Origin of the sequence: Porphyromonas pogonae (assembly GCF_036320655.1) — a bacterium.
Taxonomy (GTDB): domain Bacteria; phylum Bacteroidota; class Bacteroidia; order Bacteroidales; family Porphyromonadaceae; genus Porphyromonas; species Porphyromonas pogonae.
This window is the reverse complement of record NZ_CP143258.1, coordinates 484,182-510,319: the sequence shown is the minus strand read 5'-3', so window position 1 is coordinate 510,319 and position 26,138 is coordinate 484,182. Positions and strand designations below refer to the sequence as shown.

At 46.1% G+C, this 26,138-nt stretch carries 18 protein-coding genes and 1 pseudogene; 1 reads left to right on the top strand and 18 read right to left on the bottom strand.

Annotated features, from left to right (window positions below; translation table 11 throughout):
• Positions 1-151 precede the first annotated feature (151 nt).
• The 9 genes from kbl to yihA all read right to left on the bottom strand — a co-directional run bounded on the left by kbl (position 152) and on the right by yihA (position 9,278).
• Entirely contained in the window at positions 152-1,342 is a 1,191-nt protein-coding gene (gene kbl / locus VYJ22_RS02045; RefSeq protein ID WP_329904745.1) for a glycine C-acetyltransferase, read from the bottom strand.
• A 40-nt stretch (positions 1,343-1,382) separates the two neighbouring features.
• A complete protein-coding gene (locus VYJ22_RS02040; RefSeq protein ID WP_329904743.1) occupies positions 1,383-1,820 on the bottom strand; it encodes a DUF5606 family protein in 438 nt (145 codons plus the stop codon).
• 39 nt (positions 1,821-1,859) lie between these two features.
• A complete protein-coding gene (gene coaE / locus VYJ22_RS02035) occupies positions 1,860-2,450 on the bottom strand; it encodes a dephospho-CoA kinase (protein WP_329904742.1) in 591 nt (196 codons plus the stop codon).
• An 18-nt stretch (positions 2,451-2,468) separates the two neighbouring features.
• Positions 2,469-3,470, bottom strand: a complete 1,002-nt coding sequence (locus tag VYJ22_RS02030; protein WP_329904740.1) for a YbbR-like domain-containing protein — start codon at positions 3,468-3,470, stop codon at positions 2,469-2,471.
• 15 nt (positions 3,471-3,485) lie between these two features.
• Complete coding sequence (gene yajC, locus VYJ22_RS02025; protein ID WP_329904739.1) at positions 3,486-3,809, bottom strand: preprotein translocase subunit YajC; 324 nt, start codon at positions 3,807-3,809, stop codon at positions 3,486-3,488.
• A gap of 260 nt (positions 3,810-4,069) precedes the next feature.
• Entirely contained in the window at positions 4,070-5,116 is a 1,047-nt protein-coding gene (gene nusB, locus VYJ22_RS02020) for a transcription antitermination factor NusB (protein WP_329904738.1), read from the bottom strand.
• A gap of 389 nt (positions 5,117-5,505) precedes the next feature.
• On the bottom strand, positions 5,506-7,578 hold the full coding sequence (locus VYJ22_RS02015) for a S9 family peptidase (protein WP_407989185.1): 2,073 nt from the start codon (positions 7,576-7,578) through the stop codon (positions 5,506-5,508).
• Between the two features lie 36 nt (positions 7,579-7,614).
• Entirely contained in the window at positions 7,615-8,649 is a 1,035-nt protein-coding gene (gene galE / locus VYJ22_RS02010) for a UDP-glucose 4-epimerase GalE (protein ID WP_329904737.1), read from the bottom strand.
• 20 nt (positions 8,650-8,669) lie between these two features.
• A complete protein-coding gene (gene yihA / locus VYJ22_RS02005) occupies positions 8,670-9,278 on the bottom strand; it encodes a ribosome biogenesis GTP-binding protein YihA/YsxC (RefSeq protein ID WP_329905547.1) in 609 nt (202 codons plus the stop codon).
• Positions 9,279-9,581: 303 nt separating this feature from the next.
• On the opposite strand from yihA, the gene VYJ22_RS02000 reads away from it, so the two are divergent.
• On the top strand, positions 9,582-10,187 hold the full coding sequence (locus VYJ22_RS02000; RefSeq protein WP_329904735.1) for a hypothetical protein: 606 nt from the start codon (positions 9,582-9,584) through the stop codon (positions 10,185-10,187).
• A gap of 326 nt (positions 10,188-10,513) precedes the next feature.
• On the opposite strand, the gene VYJ22_RS01995 is transcribed toward VYJ22_RS02000, so the two are convergent.
• The 9 genes and pseudogenes from VYJ22_RS01995 to VYJ22_RS01955 form a co-directional block, all read right to left on the bottom strand.
• Positions 10,514-11,863 carry an IS4 family transposase gene (locus VYJ22_RS01995; protein WP_329904734.1) on the bottom strand — a complete coding sequence of 450 codons (1,350 nt, stop codon included), beginning with the start codon at positions 11,861-11,863 and terminating at the stop codon, positions 10,514-10,516.
• Positions 11,864-13,054: 1,191 nt separating this feature from the next.
• Entirely contained in the window at positions 13,055-15,169 is a 2,115-nt protein-coding gene (locus VYJ22_RS01990; RefSeq protein ID WP_329904732.1) for a TonB-dependent receptor domain-containing protein, read from the bottom strand.
• A 28-nt stretch (positions 15,170-15,197) separates the two neighbouring features.
• Positions 15,198-16,352, bottom strand: coding sequence for an adenosylcobinamide amidohydrolase (locus VYJ22_RS01985; RefSeq protein ID WP_329904731.1), 1,155 nt, complete (start codon positions 16,350-16,352; stop codon positions 15,198-15,200).
• The gene (locus VYJ22_RS01980) at positions 16,349-18,145 is read right to left on the bottom strand and encodes a VWA domain-containing protein (protein ID WP_329904730.1); all 1,797 of its coding nucleotides are present in this window, start codon (positions 18,143-18,145) and stop codon (positions 16,349-16,351) included. The genes VYJ22_RS01985 and VYJ22_RS01980 overlap by 4 nt, the downstream gene beginning before the upstream one ends.
• Before the next feature lie 4 nt (positions 18,146-18,149).
• Positions 18,150-19,076, bottom strand: coding sequence for an ATP-binding protein (locus tag VYJ22_RS01975; protein WP_329904729.1), 927 nt, complete (start codon positions 19,074-19,076; stop codon positions 18,150-18,152).
• Between the two features lie 20 nt (positions 19,077-19,096).
• Positions 19,097-22,852 carry a cobaltochelatase subunit CobN gene (cobN, locus tag VYJ22_RS01970; protein ID WP_329904728.1) on the bottom strand — a complete coding sequence of 1,252 codons (3,756 nt, stop codon included), beginning with the start codon at positions 22,850-22,852 and terminating at the stop codon, positions 19,097-19,099.
• Positions 22,849-23,874, bottom strand: coding sequence for an ABC transporter ATP-binding protein (locus VYJ22_RS01965; protein WP_329904727.1), 1,026 nt, complete (start codon positions 23,872-23,874; stop codon positions 22,849-22,851). Before VYJ22_RS01965 ends, cobN begins: the two co-directional genes overlap by 4 nt.
• 4 nt (positions 23,875-23,878) lie before the next feature.
• Positions 23,879-24,910 (bottom strand): annotated as a pseudogene (locus VYJ22_RS01960) (FecCD family ABC transporter permease).
• Complete coding sequence (locus VYJ22_RS01955; RefSeq protein ID WP_329904726.1) at positions 24,910-26,082, bottom strand: ABC transporter substrate-binding protein; 1,173 nt, start codon at positions 26,080-26,082, stop codon at positions 24,910-24,912. The pseudogene VYJ22_RS01960 and the gene VYJ22_RS01955 overlap by 1 nt, the downstream one beginning before the upstream one ends.
• Positions 26,083-26,138 lie beyond the last annotated feature (56 nt).

Sequence of the window (26,138 nt, the reverse complement as noted above, 5' to 3'; positions counted from 1 at the left end):
AACGCCTTGAAGAGGTGATGCACTTGAAATATCCTGAAAAACATGTATTGCGTATATAAACTATAGCATATCAAAATCAAAGGGTGTATCCCGGCCGTAAAGCTTATGGATACACCCCTGTCAATGAGTGGGGAGAGTATAATCGCGTTGATTATTTGATAACGCCCAACTCCTTACCTACCTTGATGAAGGAGTTGATAGCATGATCGAGATGGCGGCGTTCGTGACCGGCAGAAAGCTGCACACGGATACGAGCTTGATCCTTGGGTACTACGGGATAGTAGAATCCGGTTACATAGATGCCCTCTTCAAGCAAACGAGCAGCATACTCCTGAGAGAGCTTGGCATCATAGAGCATCACAGCACAGATAGCAGACTGTGTGGGCTTGATATCAAAACCGGCAGCAACCATCTTGTCATGGAAATAAGTAACGTTTTCCATCAACTTCGTGTGAAGCTCGTTACTTTCCTTGAACATCTTGAATACTTCCAATCCGGCACCTACTACTGCGGGTGGGATGGAGTTACTGAAGAGGTAAGGACGTGAGCGCTGACGGAGCATGTCTATGACCTCCTGAGGGCCGGCGGTAAAGCCACCTACAGCACCACCAAAAGCCTTGCCCAGCGTACCGGTGTGGATATCGATGCGACCGTAGCAGTCGAACTGCTCTGCCACGCCATGACCGGTAGGGCCTACCACGCCTGCAGAGTGGCACTCGTCCACCATAACCATAGCATCGTACTTCTCTGCCAGTTCGCATATTTTATCCATTGGAGCCACATTGCCATCCATAGAGAACACACCGTCGGTAGCGATAATGCGGAATCTATCGCCTTGCGCTTCCTGCAATACTCGCTCGAGGTCTTGCATGTCTGCATTTTTGTATCTATAACGCTTAGCTTTGCAAAGTCTCACACCGTCAATGATAGAGGCATGATTGAGCGCATCGCTGATGATAGCATCTTCCTCGCCGAAGAGAGGCTCAAAAAGACCACCATTGGCATCAAAACAAGCCGCATAAAGTATAGCATCGTCTGTTTTGAAATAATCGGCAATAGCCTTCTCGAGTTCTTTGTGGATATCTTGGGTACCGCAGATGAAACGAACAGAACTCATCCCAAAACCGTGAGTATCCATAGCCTCTTTTGCGGCCTTGATAAGTCGCGGATTATCTGACAGACCTAAATAGTTATTGGCGCAAAAGTTTACCACCTGCTTGCCTTCATTAACTTTGATGTCGGCCTTCTGTGGAGTGATAATGATGCGTTCTTTCTTGTACAGCCCTGCCTCTTCAATTGATTGAAGTTCACCGGCAAGGTATTTTTTCATTCCTTGGTACATAGCATTTAGATATTATGAGTGGTTATTATAATATAAGTATTTATTCGGCTGTTTCTGTTTCGCCTTCATCAGCTTTATCTTCTTCTGCTACTGTGGCAAAAGAATCAAACCCGTTTTCGAGAAGCAGGTTGTACCATGAGAAAAGCTTTTTGATATCGCTGGGATATACACGGTCACGATCGAACGAAGGGATAACTTCTCCGAAGAATGCACGGAGCGCTTCATTGTCTTTGAGAGTTGCCACATCGACGGGCTTGCCCTGCTGATGCTCATGAAGCTTTTGCATTACATCACCCAAAGGCATGTCTTCCTCCTGGGTATAGATAGAGATATCGGCCAATGATACAATACGATCCGATGCATGTACGGGCATACGACGAGCATTGACCATTGATTCTACTATAACACTGTTTCTACCTTGTGAAACGAGTTTGAACAAACCGGGTTTGCCGGAGATAGAGAGTATTTTTTTCAACATATTATATGAAAACTTAGTTCTTGCAAAGATACTTATTTTTTAACGTAAACGTTTGATGATATCGTATAGCTGAGGTACGACAAAGGTATCGCCATCATTGACGACCCTATAATCCGAACGTGCAATAATATCGTCTTGCGACATCTGCTTGGCTATGCGACGCTGCACTTCTTCCCGCGAAGAGCCGTCACGAGACATGGCTCGCCTCACTCTTATTTCATCAGGAGCGGTGACGGCTATGACACAGTCTGTAAATCGGGGGATATTGGTTTGAAACAATATGGCACTCTCAATGCCACAGAGCTTATATCCTTGATTGTCCAGGAGGTCTCTCCATAAAAGGAAATCACGGTCTACTGCCGGATGCACCAACTCGTTTACCCGAGAGAGAGCAGCCTGATCGGTAAAGACTATACCGGCCAGTAGCGTCTTATTGATTTTGCCATCGGGTGTGTGATACAACCGGTGACCAAAATGAGAGATCATCTCATCTTTCAAGACAGGATCCGTATCGTACAGCACCTTGGCTTTGGAATCACAGTCGTATACCGGCACGCCCATAATCTCGAGCACATTGCTCACAACAGACTTACCGCTACCGATGCCTCCTGTAATACCTATCGTAATCATGTGGTGGTGTAAGGGTGATTATCTGTTTTCGACTACGTATTGCACCCTTTCCGGTTGCAAATTGATATGTGTAACCCATTTAGGCTTTTGGATAATCTCTACCGGCAAAGATGCATCCACGCCTACACTGTCGATATTGGGGTATCTGACGCCTACAGTGAAGTCCTCAGAGTTAAGATCATTGTAGCGAGACAGTGGTACGGTGACCAGGAGATTAATACGACCGGGCAATGGGCGTAATACTTTGCCCGAGGGGAGGTCGAGGACTAATAACGGGAGCTCGAAACTAGCTTGGGTAAGTTCTTCCACATTGACTTTGAGCTGCACAGACTGACGCTCGAATACTACCCCGGGTACAGGAGAGTTCACTCCGATTGTTTTGTAAAGGGCAGAACTCAAGCTTTTGCCCTTGATACTATCAGTGTACACGGCATCTATTTTGCTCAAGGTATTTTGGCTACCGTATATCACAAGACTATCAGGGGTAATACCGGTATTGGATATGATATAACCTTGGGAAGCAGGAGGTATATATCCTACTTTTACGGGTACCTTCTTTTTTCTTCTGGTAAAAATAGGAATATTTACATCTGAAGGAGAGAGTGAGATAATACGAGCGGAAGGATCTAGCTTCTTAGTCACTTCGTTGAGCAAATCTTTGCGTGTAATGCCTAGAGATAATCCGTCGGCTTCCTTGATTACTCTGAGCTGTATAGGTATAAAATGGCTAAAAGTGTATTCTACAAGGTTTACCCCCTTGTCGATAACTTGTACCTCCACATATCCGGGAGGTGTGAGCTCAATACCCAGCCTTCCGGGTAAGCTGTCATATTGCAGAGGTATTACAATCTTTTTCTTGTAATCGCCTTGCAGACTTTGCAATACCCAGAATATAGACGAAATCAATACAAAGACAAAAAAGGTCAATAGCGATGATGCTTTTTTTCGTTTCTTGACATCTTCGGCATTTGACCTTTCGTTGTTTGCCCTCGTCTTTTTGGTACCGAGGTTGAGCTTCATAGGCTAATTTGTTTGTTATTTGGCCGGCTCTTGTGCTTCCGATGCCGTAAGGAATACGGAACCTTTATCTACACGCACTTTCACGTTTTCGGCTATTTCCACTACAAATTCGTTGGCTTTTACATCTTTGATTACACCGATGATTCCGCCAGAGGTAACTACACGGTCACCCGGCTTCATAGCTTCTCTCTTTTTCTGCAGCTCTTTCTGACGCTTTTGTTGGGGACGGATAAAAAACAGCCACATGATCACAAACATGGCTACGATCATCAAAATTGTATACCATCCGCCATTAGGATTGGGTTGTGCGGCAGCTGCCTGCAATAGCATAAAGTTCATAGGATTATCAGTGTTAAAAATAATTACATTGTTTATAATCAGTACAAATATAATGATTACCTGCATGAGTTACAAAAACCTGTATCAATTCTTGTCCATGAATGTGTTGCCGGTGTAAACAATTGTTGCTATCAAATAGAAAAAGCAAAGCCATGCAAGCAACCTGCATGGCTTCGATAAAATTAGACTCCGGGAGAGATAAGAGATAAATTAAAGCAGAAAGATATTTCACTCCCGCCTTTTACATCCCCGGGTTGTTGTTATTGCTTGATGATTCTGCCGCTCTCTTTGAGCTCTCGGGCTACAGCATCAAGAATACCATTTACAAACGTATGGCTTTTGGGGGTAGAGTATATCTTGGCAAGCTCAATACACTCGTTGATGGTGACCCATGTAGGTATCTCGGGGATATAAAGCATCTCTGAAATGCCCATCTCCAGAATAATCATGTCCATATCTGCCACACGCTCGCTATCCCAGTTCTTGCTGAGGTGCTGCTCTACGAGTATTTTCAGGTCGGCATGCTTCAGAAGAGTCTGACGCAAGAGTACCTTGGCAAAATTCTCATCCTCTCGATCTTTGAAAAGCGGTAAGAAGTGAGCCTCGGCAGGCTCATCCTCAATAATGCGACGCAAGGTCTTTTCCGTAAAGTCTTTCACAATCTCTACAGAGCTGTCAGAGAGCGTAACGGCATTGTAGCGATTATTTCTTCGAGCGTCCTGTACGGCATTATCGATCTCATCCCAATCCGGTTGCTCTTCGCAATCGATCTTTTCGAGAGCAGTAAGTTCATCATCCCAATAAATAGATTTGTCTTCAAGATATTCGGCAAGATCTTCATCGGTAGCAATGATGTTTTTGAACACTTCGACCCAGAAAAGTTGATCATTCTGAAAATTATCCTTAGAGTTGAGATATCTTTCGTATATCTCACTCGAGATGATTTTTTGCAACAAAGAACGCAGTAAAGTTTCTTCAGTTCTCCACGTAAGCCCCTTGTCTCGGGTACGGTTGTCCAAAGCTTCGCTTTCGTAAAGCATGCGTGACAAGCGATTATCTACCAATCGTGTGTTGGGGTTTTTATCTTCCGCAGTAGCGAGATGTCGATTTTTACGAACTTCCAGCAATTCCTGATGCAATTCTGTAATCGCGGGGATCAAACTCAGTAAATAAAAATATAAATCATACGTGCGAGAGAAGCTGTTGTTCAGCTCAAGCTCTGCAGTAGCCACAGTAGAATTCTCTCTATGGTGATGTGCGTATACTACTTGCAATACGCGGGTTCGAATGAGTGCTCGATTTATCATAATTTCAAATTCCGCATTTCATCACAAACATTTTTTCGCTTTATTTTTGTTTAGGGCGTATGATGAATGCAACCACAAAGTTAGCACAAACTCCGCAATATTTAAAACTTATGTGATTTATTCCTCCATTTTATCCCTTATGATAAGCCATGCTCTGCCGGGCTTATCAGAGTGCGATGATATAGCATTATTATCTCGTGATAGAGAGCGTTTTATTACCATAGGCTGAGACTAACAGCCACATGCAGGCAGGCTACACAGAGACGAACGTACTATATTTATCTTATATCCTTGCCGTCACTTTCCTTCAATTATGGATAAAGCGTGCAACTCTCTAACAGAAGTTGAGAAATCGCACGCTTTGATTTGAATTTATCTGTGGAAAGATCTTATTTTGCAGGTTTCAACCAGCGATCGAGCCACCCGAAGAATGTGCGTTGGAAGAGCACGGCATTCTGAGGTTTGAGCACCCAGTGCGTTTCGTCGGGATAGATGAGCATTTCCGAGGGTATGCCTTTGAGCTGTGCGGCATTGAACGCCATCATACCTTGCGAAGCCAAGATGCGATAGTCATGTTCGCCGTGAATCACCAAAATAGGAGTATCCCAGTTGTTGATAAACTTGTGAGGCGAGTTGGCAAAAGACTTCTGGGCTACCTTATTATTAGTATCCCACGGCGCACCGCCCAAGTCCCAATTGGCAAACCACAACTCCTCTGTCTCATAGTACTGAGCCTCGAGGTTGAAGATGCCGGCATGTGCGATAAAGGCTTTGAATCTCTTCTTGTGATTACCGGCAAGCCAGTAAGTCGAGAATCCTCCATAGCTCGGCCCTACACAACCGATATGTTCGCCGTCGACATAAGGCTCTTTCTTTATTTCGTCCACCGCAGTGAGGTAGTCTTGCATATTCTGTCCGCCGTAATCACCGCTGATCTGCTCATTCCACGCCTTACCAAAGCTAGGCACGCCATGGCGATTAGGCGCTATAACGATGTACCCCTGCTCTGCCATGATACGGAAGTTCCAGCGAAAAGAGAAGAATTGGCTCACGGCACTCTGTGGTCCGCCTTGGCAAAAGAGGACTGCCGGGTATTTCTTCGTTTTGTCGAAGTTGGGCGGCAATACCACCCACACCAGCATATTCTCACCATTTGAGGTCTTGATCCATCTTTTTTCGATACTGATAGGAGGGATGCTCTTGAGCATAGCATCATTCTCAGCTGTTACCGCCACGGCATTGCCGTCTTTGAGATTCACCCGATAGAGGTCGGTGGGTACAGCCATAGACTGACGTCCCGCCGCCATCACTCCATTGCGATATTCAAACCAAGTGTAGTCATGAGGGCCATCGGTGATCTGGCGTATCTTACGGCTCTTGACGTCAATGCTGAAAAGCTGTGTCTCTGCCTTGATGGTACTTTTGAAATAGATCGTCTTGTTATCGGGAGTCCATTGGATTTGGTCCACATTACACTCAAAGCCGTCAGTGAGATAAGTCTTCTTGCCCGTAGCAACGTCTTGGACAAACAGTCTGATCAGATCCGACTCATAGCCGTCACGCTCCATACTCAGCCAAGCGATGCTTTTACCGTCAGGCGAAAACTGTGGGGCAGTATCGTATCCCATCATGCCCTCGGTTATGTTGCGAGTCTTACCACTGGCAACATCATATAGATAGATGTCGGAATTAGTCGAAACTGCATACTCTTTACCCGTCTTCTTACGGCATGCATAAGCTATGCTCTTACCATCAGGACTCCATGAGAAATCACCGATACCATTGTGAGGCTTCATGGGCGCTTCGTACGGCTCTCCCTCCAACAAGTCTTTACCCGAAGTGATGGGGCTATCTCCCAATGTAGCTATAAATGGATGCGGTATGGTCTCTACCCATTCATCCCAGTGCTTGTACATCAGATCAGTTACTACTCTTCCTGTAGCCAGGGGCAAGTCTGGATAAATATCGGCAGCTGTCTTTACAGACTTAATATCTTTGGTGTAGAGTACCTGCTTCTCATCAGGGGAGAAAAGAAATCCGGTAATCCCGCCTTCTATATTCGTCAGTTTCTTGGTATCTGATCCATCAGCATTCATCGTCCAGAGTTGCATACTACCACCTTCGGTAGAGAGGTATGCAATACGTTTACCGCCATCGATCCACACAGGGCTGTACTCACCGGTTTTGGTACGGGTGAGTTGTGTCCTGTTTTTTCCGTCCATACCTACAGTAAAGAGCTCGGTCTGAGACTTGTTTTCTTTGATATTGGGAAAGCTCACGGAGTATACCAGAGTCTTTCCGTCCGGCGACAAAGCCGCATCGCCCACGCGAGCCATTGTAAGCAACATCTCAGGAGTCATGTGCCCCGGAGTGTTTTGCTGTGGCATCATTGCATTTGCAGAAGCAGGAGATGCAGCTGCAATGAAGCCGGTAGCCAGTGCTGTCATTGTTGTTTTCTTCATTCTTGAATTTTGTATTGCTTATAAGGTTATAATAAACTAATCCATCCGAGATATCTTCTTTTGCCATTTCCATGCACTACGGAGCGTATCGCCCAGCGTTTCCTGTGCTTTCCAGCCCAACACGGAGTTAGCTTTAGTAGGGTCAGCCCACACCTGCTCGATATCACCCTCACGGCGTGCTACTATTTTATGCGGGACTTTTACTCCGGTTACTTCCTCAAACGTATTGATAAGCTCCAGTACACTCACACCTCTACCGGTACCCACATTGAATACCTCGAGCGCATCACTCTGCTTCTTTTCGTCCAGCATGCGCTGTATAGCTATCACGTGCGCTTTGGCAAGGTCTACCACATTGATGTAGTCACGTATACAAGAGCCGTCAGGCGTGTTATAGTCATCACCGAATACGCTGAGCTCGGCACGTATGCCTGCTGCCGTTTGGGTGAGATAGGGAATCAAGTTTTGAGGTACACCCAGCGGTAACTCTCCGATAAGGGCTGAGGGATGTGCTCCTATAGGATTGAAGTAACGCAGTAGGATAGCTTTGAAGTTCACTCCAGCATGTATCGTGTCACGTATGATCTCCTCATTGATCTGCTTGGTATTACCGTAAGGCGATATTGCTTCTTGTATAGGAGCATCTTCCGTTACAGGCAGCACTTCGGGTTGTCCGTACACGGTGCACGAAGAGGAGAAAACGATACCCTGAGTACCATGACGTTGCATTGCTTCGAGCAGTACGATGAGTGAGAGTATATTATTCTTGTAGTAGAGAAGAGGCTTTTGCACTGACTCACCCACAGCTTTACTTGCGGCAAAATGTATTACGCCCGCTATACCGGGATTCTCGGTAAATATCCGCTCTATCGTTTTTTCATCATTGCAGTCTCCTTCATAGAACTTGGGGCGTATGCCTGTGATGGCTTCTATTCCATTGATTACATCGGCACTCGAATTGGAAAGATTGTCAATAATGATAACATTGTAGCCCGATTGCTGTAGCTCAACAGTGGTATGCGACCCGATGTATCCGGTGCCGCCGGTAACCAAAATCGTTTGATTTGTCATAATATTTGTACGATTTATACTTATTTATTTTGAAATATGCCCTGGTTGATATCATCGATATAGTCGAGTATCTCTTCTCCACCCTCTTTCTTTTCGCTCGAAGTCACAAATATCTTAGGCAGTTCCTCCCAAGTCTCGAGGAGTTTGGTTTTGTACTGCTCCACCGACTCCTTCAGACGCACTCTGCTCAGTTTATCTCCTTTGGTAAACACGATGCTAAACGGCACACCCGTCTCTCCCAACCACTGGATAAACTCCAAGTCTATTTTCTGTGGCTCATGGCGGCAGTCGATCAGCACAAACAAGCACGTGAGTTGCTCACGGCGCATGATATACTTCTTGATCAGCTTACTCAGATACTCACGGTTGTCTTTGCTCTTCTGGGTAAATCCATATCCGGGCAAGTCCACCAGATACCATGCGTCATTGATGATAAAGTGATTGACAAGTTGTGTCTTACCGGGCTTTTGTGAAGTCATTGCCAAGCCTTTCTTGTTGGTAAGCATATTGATAAGCGATGATTTCCCTACGTTAGATCTGCCTATGAATGCATATTCGGGCATGTTACCTTCCGGACATTTGCTGATATCCGTATTGCTGATAACGAATTCCGCCGATTTGATAATCATAATTTCAATAGATTGTGAGGCCTTCTGCATGCTTAGTACCACATACTTCGGGCATTCTGTTTTACGTTGGCCATGGAGTACTTCTCCGAGGCTTGGGATGTAAGGCATTCAATGCCGTGATCATTCTGATAAGTCTATTTCAAAGTAAAACGTATCTTTGTGATTATACAAATATAAAGCTTATTGAAGATAATGAAAAGAACTTAGTCATTTATCGTTCGTTTCGAGTTCTTTATAGGCCGTTTTTTATTGTATAAGTTTGATCCCTGCAATGAATTATTCACTATTAAAACCAATATTCATATGAACAAATCCCTATCCTTCTTGATATACGCGCTAGTCTGGTTGGTACTGGTATTGGTGCAGTCTCTGCTGATGTCGGGCAGCGGAGCCAATGCAGCCTTCTGGCAGTCTCCGCAGCAGTACTATTCCTTATGGTTGGTCGATGTATTTCTTATCATCCTTTTCTATGCCAATTATTACATCATCGCACCCAAGATGATTCGTCGCAGGCTATTCTACCCATACATCCTCCTATCTTTGGTATTTGCTATTATAGGCCTCTTTATTCCGGTAGTATGTTACCATGCTTGGCATTGGACGTTGCCGGGCTATGCTCCCGGCACTATACCTTACTCCACGCTGGGAGCCGTAGGAGCCATTGCTGTCATGGCAATAGGACTTTCCGTAAGGGGAGTGAAAGAGTGGATCAACCTCGAGGACGAGATGAAAGCAGGTATCATAACCCGAGACGAGATGCAACAGGAGATACACAAACTACAAAAAGAAAATGAAGAATTGAAGCCCAAGCCCATCAACGAAACACATGTGATGACACCGCCCCCGGCTACAGATACTGTAATAGAGCGTCAGTCAGATGCAACCCCGCCTGAAGAAGTGATTCCATAAACACATTTTTGCAACCACACAAAACTTATACGGCTATGTTCTCACAGGATATAGCCGTATATTCTTTGGGGGGGGGGATAAGGACCCTATTTTATTTATTATCCCAAGCCCATCTCCCTGCTTGTACGTCACAATACCTATTTGGCCATGGATTTACGAGATGTTATATATTTTGAGATATCCCTATCATAGCAAGGGTGTAATCGGCCAAAAAAGTCCTTACCACTCATTTATTAACACCCCCGATACAGGTGGTAACTCAAGCCCCGGGGTGGTACAAAAAAAGTAGCCACACCTCTTGACAAACTAATCTTTATACACATCTTTTAATATTTTTGTTTCATGAAAGATAGTACAGTGAGGTGCTCATGGAAAACCTTTAGACCTTTGCATATGGTATTATATCCTGGAGGTCCGCCAGATTTTACATAAGCTTTCCATGATCCCAGTCGGGCTATTATCCACGAAGCCCAAGCTAACGAATCTTCCCGAAAAGGATTATTCCCATCTTTTGATCGAGGAGACTCTTTATGTAGCATTTCCATCTCTAGATGCAGCATCTCGCACTCTTCCTCTGTAAAGAGTCGATTACATGAAACGCTCTCATTGGCAGTGTCATATTTTTTCTTTAGAGTCATACACTTTAGCACAACATAGAACCCCATTGCCATAAGCTTTTTCATCGCCATACCGTTTTCTAATTGGGCAGAGGTAATACCCAAGCCTTTGGTTTTCATTAATCTAAAGACTTCTTCGATATGCCATCGATACTTGTACCACTGTATAATCCGGAGTGCATCTTCCTTACTCTTTACTTCGTGCGAGGTGAGCAAACGCCATTCGATAGGCTTTTCACCCTCGGGAACGCTACCGGCATCTTCTCTGACATGAACGTAGTGGCAGCTAATACTCTTTGAAACATCGTCTTTACCATTACCTGTGTTGCCGAAAGTGACTGGTGCATATTTGACGTCGAACAACGCCTTGCGAGGTTTACGCCTATTTTGCCTAGTGATCTGGGATGTGCAACTGAAACTAACCGGTTGTTTATCCAACCATTCGATGATACGTTCTTTTTTAGATTTTGAATCTCCCTCGAGAAGCCGATTGTGAATGGAGCGAATCAGAAAATCACATCCTTCTTCCAACGTCTTACTCATGACGGTGTAGATATCATTCTCACGATCACCCACCATGGTTTTACGTAAATTTTCTGGCAAATTCGCGTTTGCCATTTTAGCCGATGCAGCCCAACGAGACGATTCTTTCTCATTAAATCCAAGTTTTTTACGCAGCTGTTTCTTCTGGCGTGCGTCTTTGCGATCTCTGTTATACAACTCAATCGAACTATAACCCATAGGGGTTTCCGTCTCAGGGTCAAAGAGCAAGCAAGGATGAGCAAAGATGCTGTACTCCGAACTCTTGTTGGTTCCATACCCATAATCTTCGTCATTAGGGTTTAATCGGCCACTGATATTATCAAAAGTAAACTCTGTAGTATCCTGAATGCAAAGCACATGCTTAAGATCTTTGCAACATTGTGCGCTATTTGCGGTAACGCAGTCCAAAAACTGATCCATTTTCCATCTTTTATTATTTAGGAGTCGATAAGCCCCCTGCCTTTCTGCATGATTCTTAAAACAACTGTTCATGACCCCGTCCACACGACGTGTCATTGCTGCCAAGACGAAATATAATCGCTTAGCGATACGTGCATCTTTTATGACGCCTGAAAATGTTAAGTTACATATATAAAGATACGAAAAAAACAACGAGGATACAATGCAAGAAATTGAATAAAAGTATGTTAAATCGTTGAGATATGTGTATAGATTAGCTTGACAAAGGGGGTACGATGTTGTATCTTTGTCATGATGACAATTACTTTTTATCCCACACGTATGAATACTCCGAAACATCACCTATACCCCACGAATACAGCAAAACGCTCGCTAAGTGACTTGCTGGCAGCGGTATGCACACCACGGAGCTTACACTTTGTCAAAATGCAATAGAAAAGATAAAATATCAAATTGTCAAAATGTAGCCAACTACACTTGACCATCACAACAAAGCCGTATAGAGGACACCTGCACCTCTTTACGGCTTTTTCTGTAGGAGAGCTCAAAATGCACCCGTATTTTAGTTAAAATGTCTCGCTAATTTAACTAAAGGACTCTCCTGTTTTAGTTATGACACCGAAATGTTTTAGTTAAAATACTTTTGTGTTTTAGTTAAAACACAACTTTATCTCAGTTAAACAACGACTGCGATCAACCTCTACACCTCAAGAAGCTCAATTATACAAAAGTCACTGCGCTACCCACTCTTTCAAAAAGACAAACCCAAAAGTACATTTACATCATTTTGAAACATATCAAGCCACATTTGCATCAATATGACGATTTCAAAATTCTGATTTTTGTCAGACTAAACATCCGTTCAGTTGTTATAAAAACAGCTGAATTGAAGACTGCCAAGTCAGACTATTGCTTATTTTGTTTCTATACCGACAGTGGCCTCTAAAGAAATTTCACCGAAAAGCCTCTCCCCATCTATACTCTTACGGGAGAGAAGCGAGTTGATCTATGTCACATAACGCCTACCCCTCCTTTAGCGCATTGTTATAATTTTGCAAAATGAAGATCAGAGGGGAAAACCATACAGCTGAAGTGCGAGGGGATGTCTACAAAAAAAGTCTGCAAGCTTAGGCATACTGCGATGCCTAAACTTGCAGATAAATCAGAAGGAACAGAGCGGAAGCAACCACTCAGCTATATTTCACCGCCATGCCATGGTGCCTAGAGTGACGTACCCACAGTGGTTATGGCGAAATATGCTTGTTTCCTGTAGGTATTTATAGGGAATCAAAACTGATAAGTAGCCTTGAACATGACATTGCGACCGGGCATGTTATAGCCGTCTTTTTCAGTGTAGTTCTCATTGAATATGTTGTTCATGTTTGCGCCTACCATGAGGTGACTATTCACGTGGTAGTAAAGTGACGTGTCGAAGATCAGAAACTGGGGCATCCTCAACAGCCCTTTCGCAGCCAGCTCGGGATTTTCTTTTTCCAGCATAGCGTTGAGTGTAGGGCGCACTTTGGGGTAATATTTGTACCAGTTTTCCTCGTATCTGTGACCGGTAAAGCGGCCGTTGAGCACAAACTCTATACCCTCTTCGCCTCTGTACTCGATACCAAAAGAGATGTTTTGGCGACGAGTATAAAGCATCTGCGACCACTCATCTTTGTTGGCATCTATCTTTACTTTGGTGTCGAGCATAAGTGTTGCATTGATATAAGGCTTGAGCACAAAGCTATTTGCCCAAAGCGAACCTAAGTTGTATGACGCCATGAGCTCCAGACCTCTCATCTTGGCTTTCTGTGCATTGAGGTAAGAGGTGATAGTTTTGTCTTTTTTGTAAGAGATTATCATGTCGGAGTGTCTGGTATCGAAGTAGGTGATATCGACCTGAATACCCTTGTCGAAGTTGCTGTAGCCCACCCCAAAGTCTGTGGTGCGAGACTTCTCAGGTTTGAGATCGGGGTTACCTTCCGTACGGCCGAAAGGACCATCGTACTGACCCGATTTCTGATATGCATCGGGAGCGGCAAATGATCTACCCCATGACCCATGCAACATCAGCCCCCGGAGCAACTCGTACTTCACACCTACATTGGGGCTCACGATGTTGTACGACTCCGTTTTAGCCTCGTTCTTGAGCAGATCGTTAGCTTCGAGCTTGAATTTCATAAAGTCCGCACGGGCGCCTGTAGAGATCAGGAGTTTGTCATTGAGTAGCTTAAAGTTCATTTGAGCGAAGATCCCCATACTATTGGTTCTGTAACCGGGCTGATAGGGCTTTTCTTTTTCGTTACGAGCCTTGTATCGATCCGATTTTGTCTGCATGTTACGGCTATCCAATCCCAGCACGAAGTCTTGGTCGGCTATCTTGAAGTTGTCTTGAAGGGTAGCACCGTAGGTCTGGTACTTGCTTTTGTAGTTGACATATGCAGTATCGGCATAGAGGGTGTAGTTTTTGTTTCTCTCTATATTGTAATAAGGAGTAAAGAGGAGCTTGTGATTGCCAATACCACCGCGGAGTTCCAGAGAAGTGGCACTACGCCCTATGTCCTTTTTCTTGTTGCCATATACCCCCCAGATGCTACCGCCCGTAGGTATGTCGGCTCCCGAGAATATAGTCTGGTATACATCGAGCGACCACAAAGGGCTGAATTCGTAACCGAGCCTGAGACGACCTGTAGCGGCACCGAAGTTACTACCCATCATACGGATGCCCTTGGTGGCAGTATCCAAGATCACTTCTTCCAGTGGAGAGAGCGAGAGCAGGTTGTGCTTGCCGGTCTTGTAGCCCTGAGCTTGATTGTCAAAACTCACATTGAGGTCGAAGGACAGTTTATCGACGAGTGCTCCGCCCAGATTGAGGGCTCCGCGGGATGCCTGGAACGAGCCCACTGAGAGTGACACATTGCCCGTGAGGTCTCCTTTGTTCTTTTTCGTGATCAGGTTAAGTACCCCTCCCATGGCATTGGTGCCATAGATAGAGGAGAACGGCCCCTTGAGTATCTCTACTTGCTCTATGTCTGTCACGCCCAGTGTAGAGATATTGTCGGTACCTGCAGGTACACCATTGACCAAGACTGTAACATACTTGCCCGATGGTTTAAAACCCCTGATACCTATAACCGTGTTGTAGCCACTGTACTGGATTACACCCACCGAGCTATTGTTTTTGAGAATATCCGCAAGATTGCTATAGCTCGAGTTGGCTATAGTACGAGAAGGGATAACTTCTATCTTGCCGGGTACACGTTTGAGAGGTAATGCTGATCGCGTAGAATACACCGTGACATCCTGTAGGTTGTAGACCTTGACGGAGTCAACAGGATTTCCATCCGCTTTAGCCAACAATGGCAGAGCCATGGCTAAAGTAATAATAAGGAGTAAATTCTTTTTCATTGTGTTTATTTTAAAAAATATAGTTGCATTAAACTTGGGAGTGGAGTATACGTGCCAGAGAGAGTATTGTATCCGATATTATCATTTTATAAATGTCTTGATTCTCATATCGGGTATGTTTGCTTTTACGGTGCAAGTCTATTGCTTGTTGCCCGTATGTACGAAGCAGGTCATTGAGCAATAGCCCGGCTTTGTCCATGAGAGTTTTGTCAGTGATGAGACCCCAGCGGTTTTGGTCACACAGGTGTGCTATGCAAGCCACAGACGCCACCACCTCATTGTCGGTGATCAAGGCATCGAGCAGTGGAGTGACTTGGTTTATCTCATAGTCACCGAAGCTATGGCTGTAGTAGTGAAGTATACTCTGACGTGTGAGGCCATAGCGCTTGCATTGCCACTCGACCGAGGATTGACGCTCAGGAGTCATGCCCGTCTGCAATGCCAGCGCTTTGGTCACAGCTTCCTTGACACTGCGCCCTATCATCTCGCCCATGAGCACATGCTTGCCGGTATTGTACAGTACCGTGTGCGCATCATTGTTGCACACGGCTATGAGCGAGTCGGTACCGGAGCCGGTAGCCAAGTCCTCCGAATACATACTGTTTGCCATGAGCTCGAGCAGAGCAGCTGTTTTGGCTTCGGTGGCTGTAATGAGCGCACGCGTGAGGGCTCCGCTATCGAGCCATGCATTGATGAGTAAGAATACATTGATGGTGCCCACTTGTGTAATAGGGGACTTGGTAAACTCATCATGAGCTGCTCTATCACCTGCTCTGCCTCCATTGACATCTATACCGGCAGTGGCTATAGCCATGACTTCGATGCCATGGTAGGAGCGTGAGGCACAAGCTGCATTTTCGATGAGGGCGGCAGTGCCCATACCGGTGGTGTGCGTGATGGGCAAGCCCAGCTCCCCGGCAATGGCACTGTAATGCTCGGTGATGTTGCGCCCCTTGAGCGGACAGTGACTTTTTGCCACTACGGACGGCACTCTCCCACAGCTGTTGTTGAAAGCAAACTGTAGGTCTTCCCTGTAACCGCCATTGAGGTTGGACGTACTCACAACACCCCTATTGCCCACAAAGCGCATCACCATACTATCGTCATAGAAGTAGACCTCATCACCCAGCGGGGTGAGGTATAGCAGTTCTTTATCCTTTCGTTGATCAAATGTCACACTCATAAACATCTATTTATTATATTGGGTACATATTCTGTGAGCTCGTCCAGCAGATAGTACGAGTCGGCTTGCATAGCCTCCGCTATCCGTTGTGCTTTGCGGAGGCGTATAAATCCCGTCTCCGTATCGATAACGATGGTGCGAGTGGTGAGATCGGCAAGTCTGCGTGCGCATCCTGCTATTACATCCACCTTGTTTTCACCATCGAAATTAGAGGTGGCTCTACCATCGGTAAGCAGAACCAATACAGGCGATAGCTGTTTGTTTTTTCGCTTTTCCGATGTGATGACTTCGCAGGCAAGTTTGAGCCCCATATAAAGCGGGGTGCGCCCACCTGTAGATATATGTGCCAGTAGATCATGCGCTCGCGACACACTACGGGTAAAAGGCAACACCAATGTAGCATCATCACCCCGAAAAGTAATCATGCCCACACTGTCACGCTTGATATAAGCGTTGCGCAGTAGCTCCATAATCATGCCTTTGACCTCTGTCATCCTTTTCTTCACTCCCATGGAACCACTGGCATCCACTAAGAAAAGGATGTGATATCCGGTACGGTGACGACGTTTCTTGATGCGATAATCCTGTGGATCAATAATCAGAAACGGGTCACTCGCTGTACTCGAGAGCTTACGGTGATATTGGAACGGAGCTGCGGCTCGGATGGTGGGTATGATGGCAAGATCGTAAGACAATCGGGACGTGGCAGCAGCGCTTCTGTAGCTCCCTTTGTGAAAATCCTGAGCACATTTGACTCTGGCTCCAAAGCCGGAGTGAAGCCTGACGACACGCTGTAGGTTGTTGATGGGATCGAATGTCATGGACAAACGTCCTATCTCATCCATACGCTCGGGAGCAAGAAGCGCTTCATCAGGCTCCGATTCTGCGGATGCAGAGGTGGGAGAGGGGTTATTACAGTCGGGAGCCTCAGGGATTTCAGAGGGCGGTGGAGCTGAGGCATCTTGCTCACCCTGATGTGGGGGAGTGTGATCAGAGTTGGGCAGGGAGTCCGGCACCGGGTTGTTGATCCGATGGCGCAGCGCTAAGTCCTTCACCGCAGTGAAGTCGCTAAGATCCAGACTATTTCTGCCGGCAAGTGAAGCATGCGTAATGGCAGCATGAAGTAGTGCTATGTCGGCTCTGTGTCCTGAGACAAAAGCCTCGGCACACAATTGTGCAGCGAATCGGTAATCCGTTACACTCACCTTGATCTCGCTTGCTTTGCTTCGAGCCTTGGTTATGTTAGCGGTGAGCAGGTGTTCATTATAATCGGTTTGCAAGAGCGATTGTCTGATAATCCGACTGCGCACCTCCGGTTCGGTGATATGTTGCAGGGCGACGAAAAGGTCGAACTTATCCAACACGGCTGCACTGATGCTCCCCTCCTCCGTGTTCACGGCTCCGATGAAACAAAAACTGTCTTCGCCCCGGCATTGCTGTAAATAATCGAGTATAATAAAAAGCACATGAGTGGGCAGTAAATTGAGGTTGTCCGCTAGCACTACATTGCCATGCATCCGTCGTAGCAGGCCCTCTCGCTGTCGGTAATGCCCCTGCTGTAGTATCTCCGATACATCGGTGAAATCATAGAGCATGTCCTCGGAGAGAGAAGAAGGAAGTACCAGCACCTCTCTGCTACCGGCAAGCTCGCGCACTGATGCAAGGAGGAGGGATTTGCCCACACCCGTCTCACCGCCCAAAAGGAGGCTGCACGACGTAGGACTTGCAAGTGCTACGGTGATAGCTTGACAAGCCTGAGGCTGACCAATGATACTACTGAATGATACGCGCATAATCTTATACTTCGGGGTGAAGATCGGAGACTATTTTTTCACACAACGACCTCACATCATCTGCTGTGAAGTCGGGGGAGTCAAACGGCAATCGACGCATGCGATGAGGTAATACCAGCTCCGAAGCTTTGAATACATCAGTAGGCGACACCTCATATCGGCCGTCGAATGTGGAGAGCGCCATCGCTGTTTTCAAGAGCGTAATATCGGCTCTATGCCCATCGACTTGCAGCTCGATGCTGATATGGGCTATCAAGGCTAATATATCGTTGGCAAAAGTGACCTGCGGTAGTAGCTCACGCGCATGAAGAATGCGTGACGCGAGTGCACGCTCCTCGTCACGATACTGTTCCATGAAAGCCTGGGGATTACGGTCGTACTCCAGCCTGCGTTTCAGAATCTCCATACGGTTTTCGACATCCTGCTCGCCACGTACCCGTACCGATAGGCCGAAACGATCGAGAAGTTGCGGGCGTAAGTCTCCCTCTTCGGGGTTCATGGTGCCGACAAGCACAAATTCGGATGGATGTGAAAAGGAGATCCCTTCTCGTTCTATATAATTCACCCCCATCGCAGAGACATCGAGGAGAATATCCACTAAGTGATCTTCGAGCAGGTTTACTTCGTCTACATATAATATATTGCCGTGAGCGTGATGCAGTATACCGGGCTCAAACTTTGTCTCACCGGTCTTGAGCGCATGCTCTATATCGATGGAGCCAACCAACTTATCCTCCGTGGCAGAAATGGGTAGCTCCACCACGGATGTATGCTCTGTGAGCAAAGCGAGACCTCGCACCACGGTGGACTTGGCCGTACCTTTCTCGCCCATAATGAGCACTCCTCCTATCTTAGGATTGATCATATTGAGCAGCAGTGCCAGTTTCATCTGCTCTTGTCCTACTATCGCTGTAAATGGATATCTTATCATATCTTAGTTTATCATCGTTATTAATCGCCTTCCATCAGACCTTCACACTCCAGATACACCTTTTCTACCAGCTCCAGTGTTTCGGGTTGTGCATGCCACATCCCTCTTTGTGAGGCTTCGAGTAGCTTCTCTGCAATCTCTCTTAGAGCCCAGGGATTGGCTTCACGCAACCATTCTTTGTGATCTGCATTACCGAGGAGATGCTGTGCCAAGGCTTCGTAATTCCAGTCTTCGACAATATCAGCCACGGCGTCCCACCCGAATATATTGTCCATGTTGTAGGCTACATCTTGTGCTCCTTTGTAACCATGTCTTTTGAGCCCTTCAATCCAAATGGGATTGAGTAATCGTGAACGCATCACCCTGGCAGACTCTTCTTTGACCGACCTCACAACGGTAAAGGAAGGATCCGAGCTGTTACCGTAAAAAGACTGCGGAGCTTTGCCGCTGCACTTTTTCACCGCAGCTATGAGGCCACCGTGATAGATAAACTCGTCATCGATATCATAGAGATCGAAGTCAATTGTGTTTTCGTTCTTCACCGTGGCAGTTACTTTGGAAAGCTGTCGCTCCAGATTATCACGGCACTTTTGTCCATGAAAGTCGCCACTATAAGCGTGAGCAGCCCACGTGATGGCAGCTGTAGCAAGATCATCATCAGTGCTCCAATTCTTATTCTCGACAAGTACATCTACCCCTCCGCCATAGTTACCGGGAGGACATCCGAAGACTCTCACGAGGGCGTGTTGCTCGGCAAGTTTGGAATCTATTCCTTGCTCACGCAGATGCAATATATCTTCATCGAAATGCTTTTTTACATAATTCATCTCGTGCGGTTCGTTCAGACTCACCACCATCTTGACGGCATCGTCGAGCAAGGATATAATAGACGGAAAAGTATCGCGCAACAAACCCGAGATGCGGGACACGACATCGATCCGTGGGCGCTGTAATACATCCAGAGGTATTACTTCAAGCCCGGTAACTTTATCAGAGCTGTCACTCATCCACACAGGTTTTAGTCCCATGAGCCATAGTATCTCTGCTATATCCTCACCGTAGGTACGCATCTGATCGCCCGAGTAAAGAACTATCGCTATACTTTCGGGATAAGTGTCATCGTTTTTTAGATATTTCTCCAGCAATTGCTCACCCAACTTGCTTCCTATCTTATACGCTACATGAGAGGGTATTTCGTTGGGATCGAGAGCATACATATTACGACCGGTAGGCAATATGTCGAGATTTCCGCGCGACGGACTTCCACCTTTTCCGGGAAGAATGAACTGTGCTGTGATCCCTTTTTCGAATGCCTTCAATTCGTTTGTCGTATCACACAGCTTGGGGTATATCTGCTCGTGCACTACCTGCATGATGTCCTGCACTGCCTGCATACTTCCCACACCGTCACCGAGAATGCTACGGCACCTAGCCTCATCAAGGGGATTAAAACGGTTTTGATTCAGAGCCTCGACCAAGCGACGACTCACCGCCGTGAACCGATCAAGTATCATCACAGAGGTAGATCCGTCATTCCAGATCTTATCAGGGATAAGGCGCAACACTTCTATAGGGAAACCATAGTACAGAGCCAGTGCTTCGTCCATAGACAAGCAGTTACTACCGGAGACCCGTAGCAATACACGCACAAAGTCGTTGAGTCTCGATCCCGATGGCGCTTCGCCAAAAATATGCAACCCGTCCTTTACCATGGAGCGCTTGATTACCCCCAGCCAGTTGTGAACTTTGGTAATATACGCTCCCGCATCCGTTACATTACCTACGTCTAATCCCAAATCCTGATCCATATGTAGCTTTTGCACCATAGCCAGGATACTTTCTTCACATAGTCGGTGTTGGGCTTTGGTCATGGGTGCTGTGATATATTTATGCACCAGCTCATCCAGTTCCGATAGCTCGTCATACGTACCGCTCTCGGTAGATACGGGTTCGAGGTGATTGAGTAGCACCGCTGACGCTCGCCTTTTGGCTTGAATCCCCTCCCCGATTACTGATGTATGATAGAGGTAAAGGTGTGGCATATCGTCTATGTTGGTTTGAGGCAGACAAGCCTTTGACAACGCTTTTTCTTTACCGGGCAACCACTCCAGCGTACCGTGTGTACCGATATGTACGACAACGTCGGCATTGAATACATGGCGTATCCATTTATAGATAGCTATGTAAAAATGAGGGCAGGCAATATCTGTGCTGTGATAAACCGCCTCGGCTTGCTGTTCGTAGCCACGAGGGGGTTGCAATCCTATAAATACATTACCATTGAGGATGCCCGGCACGGGCATTGCTCCATCAACGACTTTGAACGTTCCGGGCGAGGCCCCCCAGTCTTTTTCAAGGAAAGCTTTCGTCTCCGGCTCCAGCTCATCATGCCATCGTTGGTAAGCCTCAGCAGGTATCGTGTCGGTAGCTCTCTTCATCAATTCCTCATCGCTGAGCCACTCATCGTCGTTACTCACCGCACTGATAATACGCCTGATGATGTCATCGCCGTTCTTATAATGGTTATCAAAACTTACCCCCATAGCTTCGAGGCTGTGCAGGAGATTGTACACTGAAGCCGGCGAATCAAGTCCTGCGGCACACCCGATCATATCATTGCGAGGCGGCATATTGTGAAAGATGATAGCGACTTTCTTTTCAGCATTGGGGGTGTACTGCAGCTTAGCCCATCTGTACGCAAGGCGAGACACGATGTCTATCCCTTCTGCCATGGGGGCAATAGTGATCTCCTGAGGGTGTGTCATATCTCTACACCCGATAGGATACCCGTCTATCTGACCGTCAAATTCTGGATAATAAACAGCAGATACCAAAGAAAACGCATCGAGCCCCTGCACAGATTCCTTCCACTGCTCGTAAGAGAAATAGGTATAGTATGCCTGTATTACAGGGATGTTCATGCGCGCAAGTAACGATGGTGCAGATGTACCGTTTTTCTCCATCCAAATAGAACCGCTTTCCTCGAAGATCCCCAAGGAATAGCCCAACGTATTCACCACCACATCTACCAGCAGACCGTCAGGGTCATAAAAATACTCCTGCACAGTAGCCGTCACACCCTTCTCGCCCGTGAGATTATCTTTCGACGCAGTAGTATAAATAGGTATTACCACTGTACCCGCACTATTGAGGGCGGTTATAAGCGCGTCGATGTGGCGTAAGTTTTTATCAGCATACAAGTGATATGGTATCAGCACACCCACCACATAGCACCCCGCGTCTTTCGCCTTACGTACCTCAGCAAGATAATTCGTCTCTAATTCATCAGTGATATAAAGTCCTTCCCACTGCGGTATTACTGGAGGAGCATAATCAATGTCGATACCTCCGTAGTGCGAAGCAATGAATTTGTTTAGGTTGATCAGGTTAGTTGTGTTCTTGCACTTGATGTATTTGAGTATCGTATTACCATCAGCCACACTCACTCTGAGCCACAGCATCATCTCCGCCATCTCATCAGGCATGGTGCTGTAGATAAAAATCATCTTCTTATCAGCGTACTTTTGCTTGAAGCGGTTGAACTGTTTGAAATAAGCAATACTGCCATGAGTCATGAGCAGAATAAAGTCAGACGAGTCCAGCGTAGACCAGCTATCGCCCTCTGCCACAGCCTCGGCATCGAGTGTGGAGGTGCTTATTTTGCTTGCCGATATTACAGTGTCGCTACCCGACCTACACAAGGCTTCGTTCACCTCATCGAAAGGAGGTAGCGTAGTGTGTGCATCCAGCACATAGGTTATGTGATACGACTTCATGGGTGCGACGTATGAGGATAAGACATAGCATGTAATGCTTGGATGAGTGTTCTGATAGAGTCAAAGGAAGTCTTATCCGTTGCGGTACTGAGGATCCAGTCTTCATCGCGCACTGTTATGGCAAACCGGCAAGAAGCATCAGAGGCATTGACGTAGCCGTTACGATGCAGAGCATTTACCGTCCAATCAAACCTCAAACCATTTCCTTCTATTTTTATAGGATGGAGCGATGAACTATTCACTATAAACTTACCTTGATGAGCATCGAAAGTAAGATGACTATTCCCGAAAACCTGCTCAAAGCCTCCGTTGAGGATGAGGTCTTCCGGAGCTCCCGCTTCTATATCGCCATGCTTATTCATCAGCCACACCGTATCCGCCCACTGTAAAGCGAGGTCTAATTCGTGCGTCGAAACAAGGATGCTTTTGCCTGTTTTGGATGCCAGATCCTTGAGCATAATCATGATTTCCAACCTACCCGGCAAATCGAGATGAGCAGTAGGCTCGTCGAGTAGCATCACAGGTGTTTCCTGAGCCAAAGCACGAGCTATCATCACCCGCTGCTTCTCTCCATCGCTGAGCTCACTGAAAAACCTCGACTCAAATCCATTGAGATTACATTGCTCAAGAGCCAAGTATATCATATGTTTATCACGCTCTCTCAACTTTCCCCGTTGATTCACATAGGGGTATCGCCCAATAGAGACAATATCCCATACGGTAAGATTGTTTGTGGTAATCTTATCCGTGAGCACAAGACTTAGAAGTTTGGATCTGTCACTGTCTCTAAGCTTACCCAATTCATGGCCTGCGAGATATACAGCACCGTTCAAGGGGCTTTGAAGTCCGGCTATAGTATGCATCAGTGTAGACTTACCGCAACCATTGGGTCCCATGAGCATGACCAGCTCTCCATTGAGTACGGATAGATCTATCCGATGCGATACCTCGTATACACCTCTATGCGACTTATAGCCTGTAGCAAGGCTCTCCAGCCTGATATTATCTTGATGTTTGTTCATCTACTTAATTGAATACGAGTCTTTTCTTTCTATTTTTAGCAATAATAAGTATGACCACGGGAGCACCTATCAGAGAAGTGATGGCATTGATGGGCAATACAAATCCCTTGCCCGGTACCTGCGTTATGATATCACACACCAGCATCAGCAGTGACCCGCACAACATCGTTGCAGGGATCAGTATCCTATTGTCCGAGGTCCTGAAAGCCATGCGTGTAAAGTGCGGTACGGCGATACCCAAAAAAGCTATAGGCCCCGTGAATGCCGTAATGCAACCACTGATAATGCTGGTAATAAGTATGAGTGCCATACGTACCTTGCCCACACTGATACCTACACTGCGGGCATAGTTTTCACCGATATTCAGAGCATTCATATATTTGGGCATCATCAGGGATAAGAACAATCCTATGGAAACGACAGGCATCATAACCTGCAACTGGCGCCATGTTGTACCCGAGACACTACCAAATGACCAGAGCAAATACCCCTTGAGCGTCTCATTGTCTGTAAAAAACTGGAGTATCGAGATTACGGAACTTGCCATAAAACCTATCATTACCCCAACGATGAGTACAGATATAATATCCTTGAGCCATGAAGCTATACCGGAGATGAGCATAAGCACCACCAACGCTCCGATAAAAGATGATAATACTATACCCCAAGTATTGGCTACCCCCGATGTCTATATAAGTCCCGGAAATATGGTAAACGACATGGTATAGATAGCTACACCTACACCTGCTCCGCTATTGATCCCCAAGATAGATGTATCTGCCAGCGGATTGCGAAATAGGTTCTGCATCTGTAATCCCGCTATAGATATACCGGCTCCTGCAAAAAGAGCGGTAAGCGCTTTGGGTAGGCGGAAGTTGCGTATTACATAATCCGTAGTATCCATAGCGGAGGTATTGAACAAGGCGTTTATTGCATCGGACATGGATATATCCAAACTACCCCATATCAAATCAAGGAAAAAGCAGAGTAGCGTAAGCAATGCCGCTGCCACAAAAGCGATGTTAGTTCTCTTCATCATTTCTTAAGCTGCATCCAATAAGTTGTTTCATAGTCAGGCAGTAACTGCGGACGTGTTATCTTGATAATATCTTTGAGCAGTAAATCCGGTCGGTAGAGACCACTCTCCCAAAAGTCATTGCCGCCATTCTCATTGACTCGCTTGCGGTCTATAAACACCATGCCGTTGGCCGCAGCATCAAAATGCTTGTACCGGTCGTTGAGCGCCAAGAAGTCAGCCATGGTAAAAATCTTACCAGTCATCATACATATCCATATCTTTGCATGGCGGTGACGGCTAAAGATGCGCTCGAAACTACAGGGCTGGCTACTCACTTTGCCCTCGGCATAGTCAAACTTAACCCCTGCATCTCTAAACATAGAGGTGGGATAGCTAAACTCACCCGGCAGATACCACGTGCCTTTATAGTCCAGACCATACATGATGGGGATAGTATCGGTTTGTTGCGCCACCAGCTCTTTTGCTTTGAGGTAGTCTTCCTCTATTTTGGAGAATAATTTGTCGGCTTTGGCATTACAGCCCAGGAGCATGGCAGTAAGCTTCATCCATTCCGCACGCCCCAGGAGATTACGTTCTTTCCACTCATTGTAGAGTACGGTATTGATACCGGAGCTTATGAGCTCCTCGTCCTTGTCGGACATTCTGGACAAATCCTGTAGCACCACCTCAGGGTGCAAAGCGGCTATCTGCTCTATATTCTTAGCCATACCCCGGGCTATCTCTTGCACTTTACCCTCACTGATGCGTTTACGCACCTCCGGATTACAGATATTTTTTATATTGGAGCAACCTACAAGCTTATCCACCTTGCCCAGCAATGGTAATACTCCCACTTGAGTAGTAGATAAGCAGGCAATATTTTTCAGGGGAACAGGTATGAAATAGCAATTGCGACATGATAGTTGAGGACGTTTCTCACCCCGCGGATACAATATATAGGTAGCCATAGTATCAGGAGTGTCAGGGCTAAATACCATGACCTCTTTGTAGTGATCATGATTTTTCACCTCAATACCTTTGGCATATTTGAATTGGACAGGATACGAAAAGTCGGCATAATCAATAGATACACTATCTATCGCTTGTGTGTTTTTGCTACGATTTCCATTACAAGAATAAAACAGAAGTACCAGCAAGATCGAGTAAAAAAAGCAGATGTTTTTTTTCATCAAGGCGATTTTTTTGATATTTATTATATACGGATCGCCAAGAAAAATACAAGGAA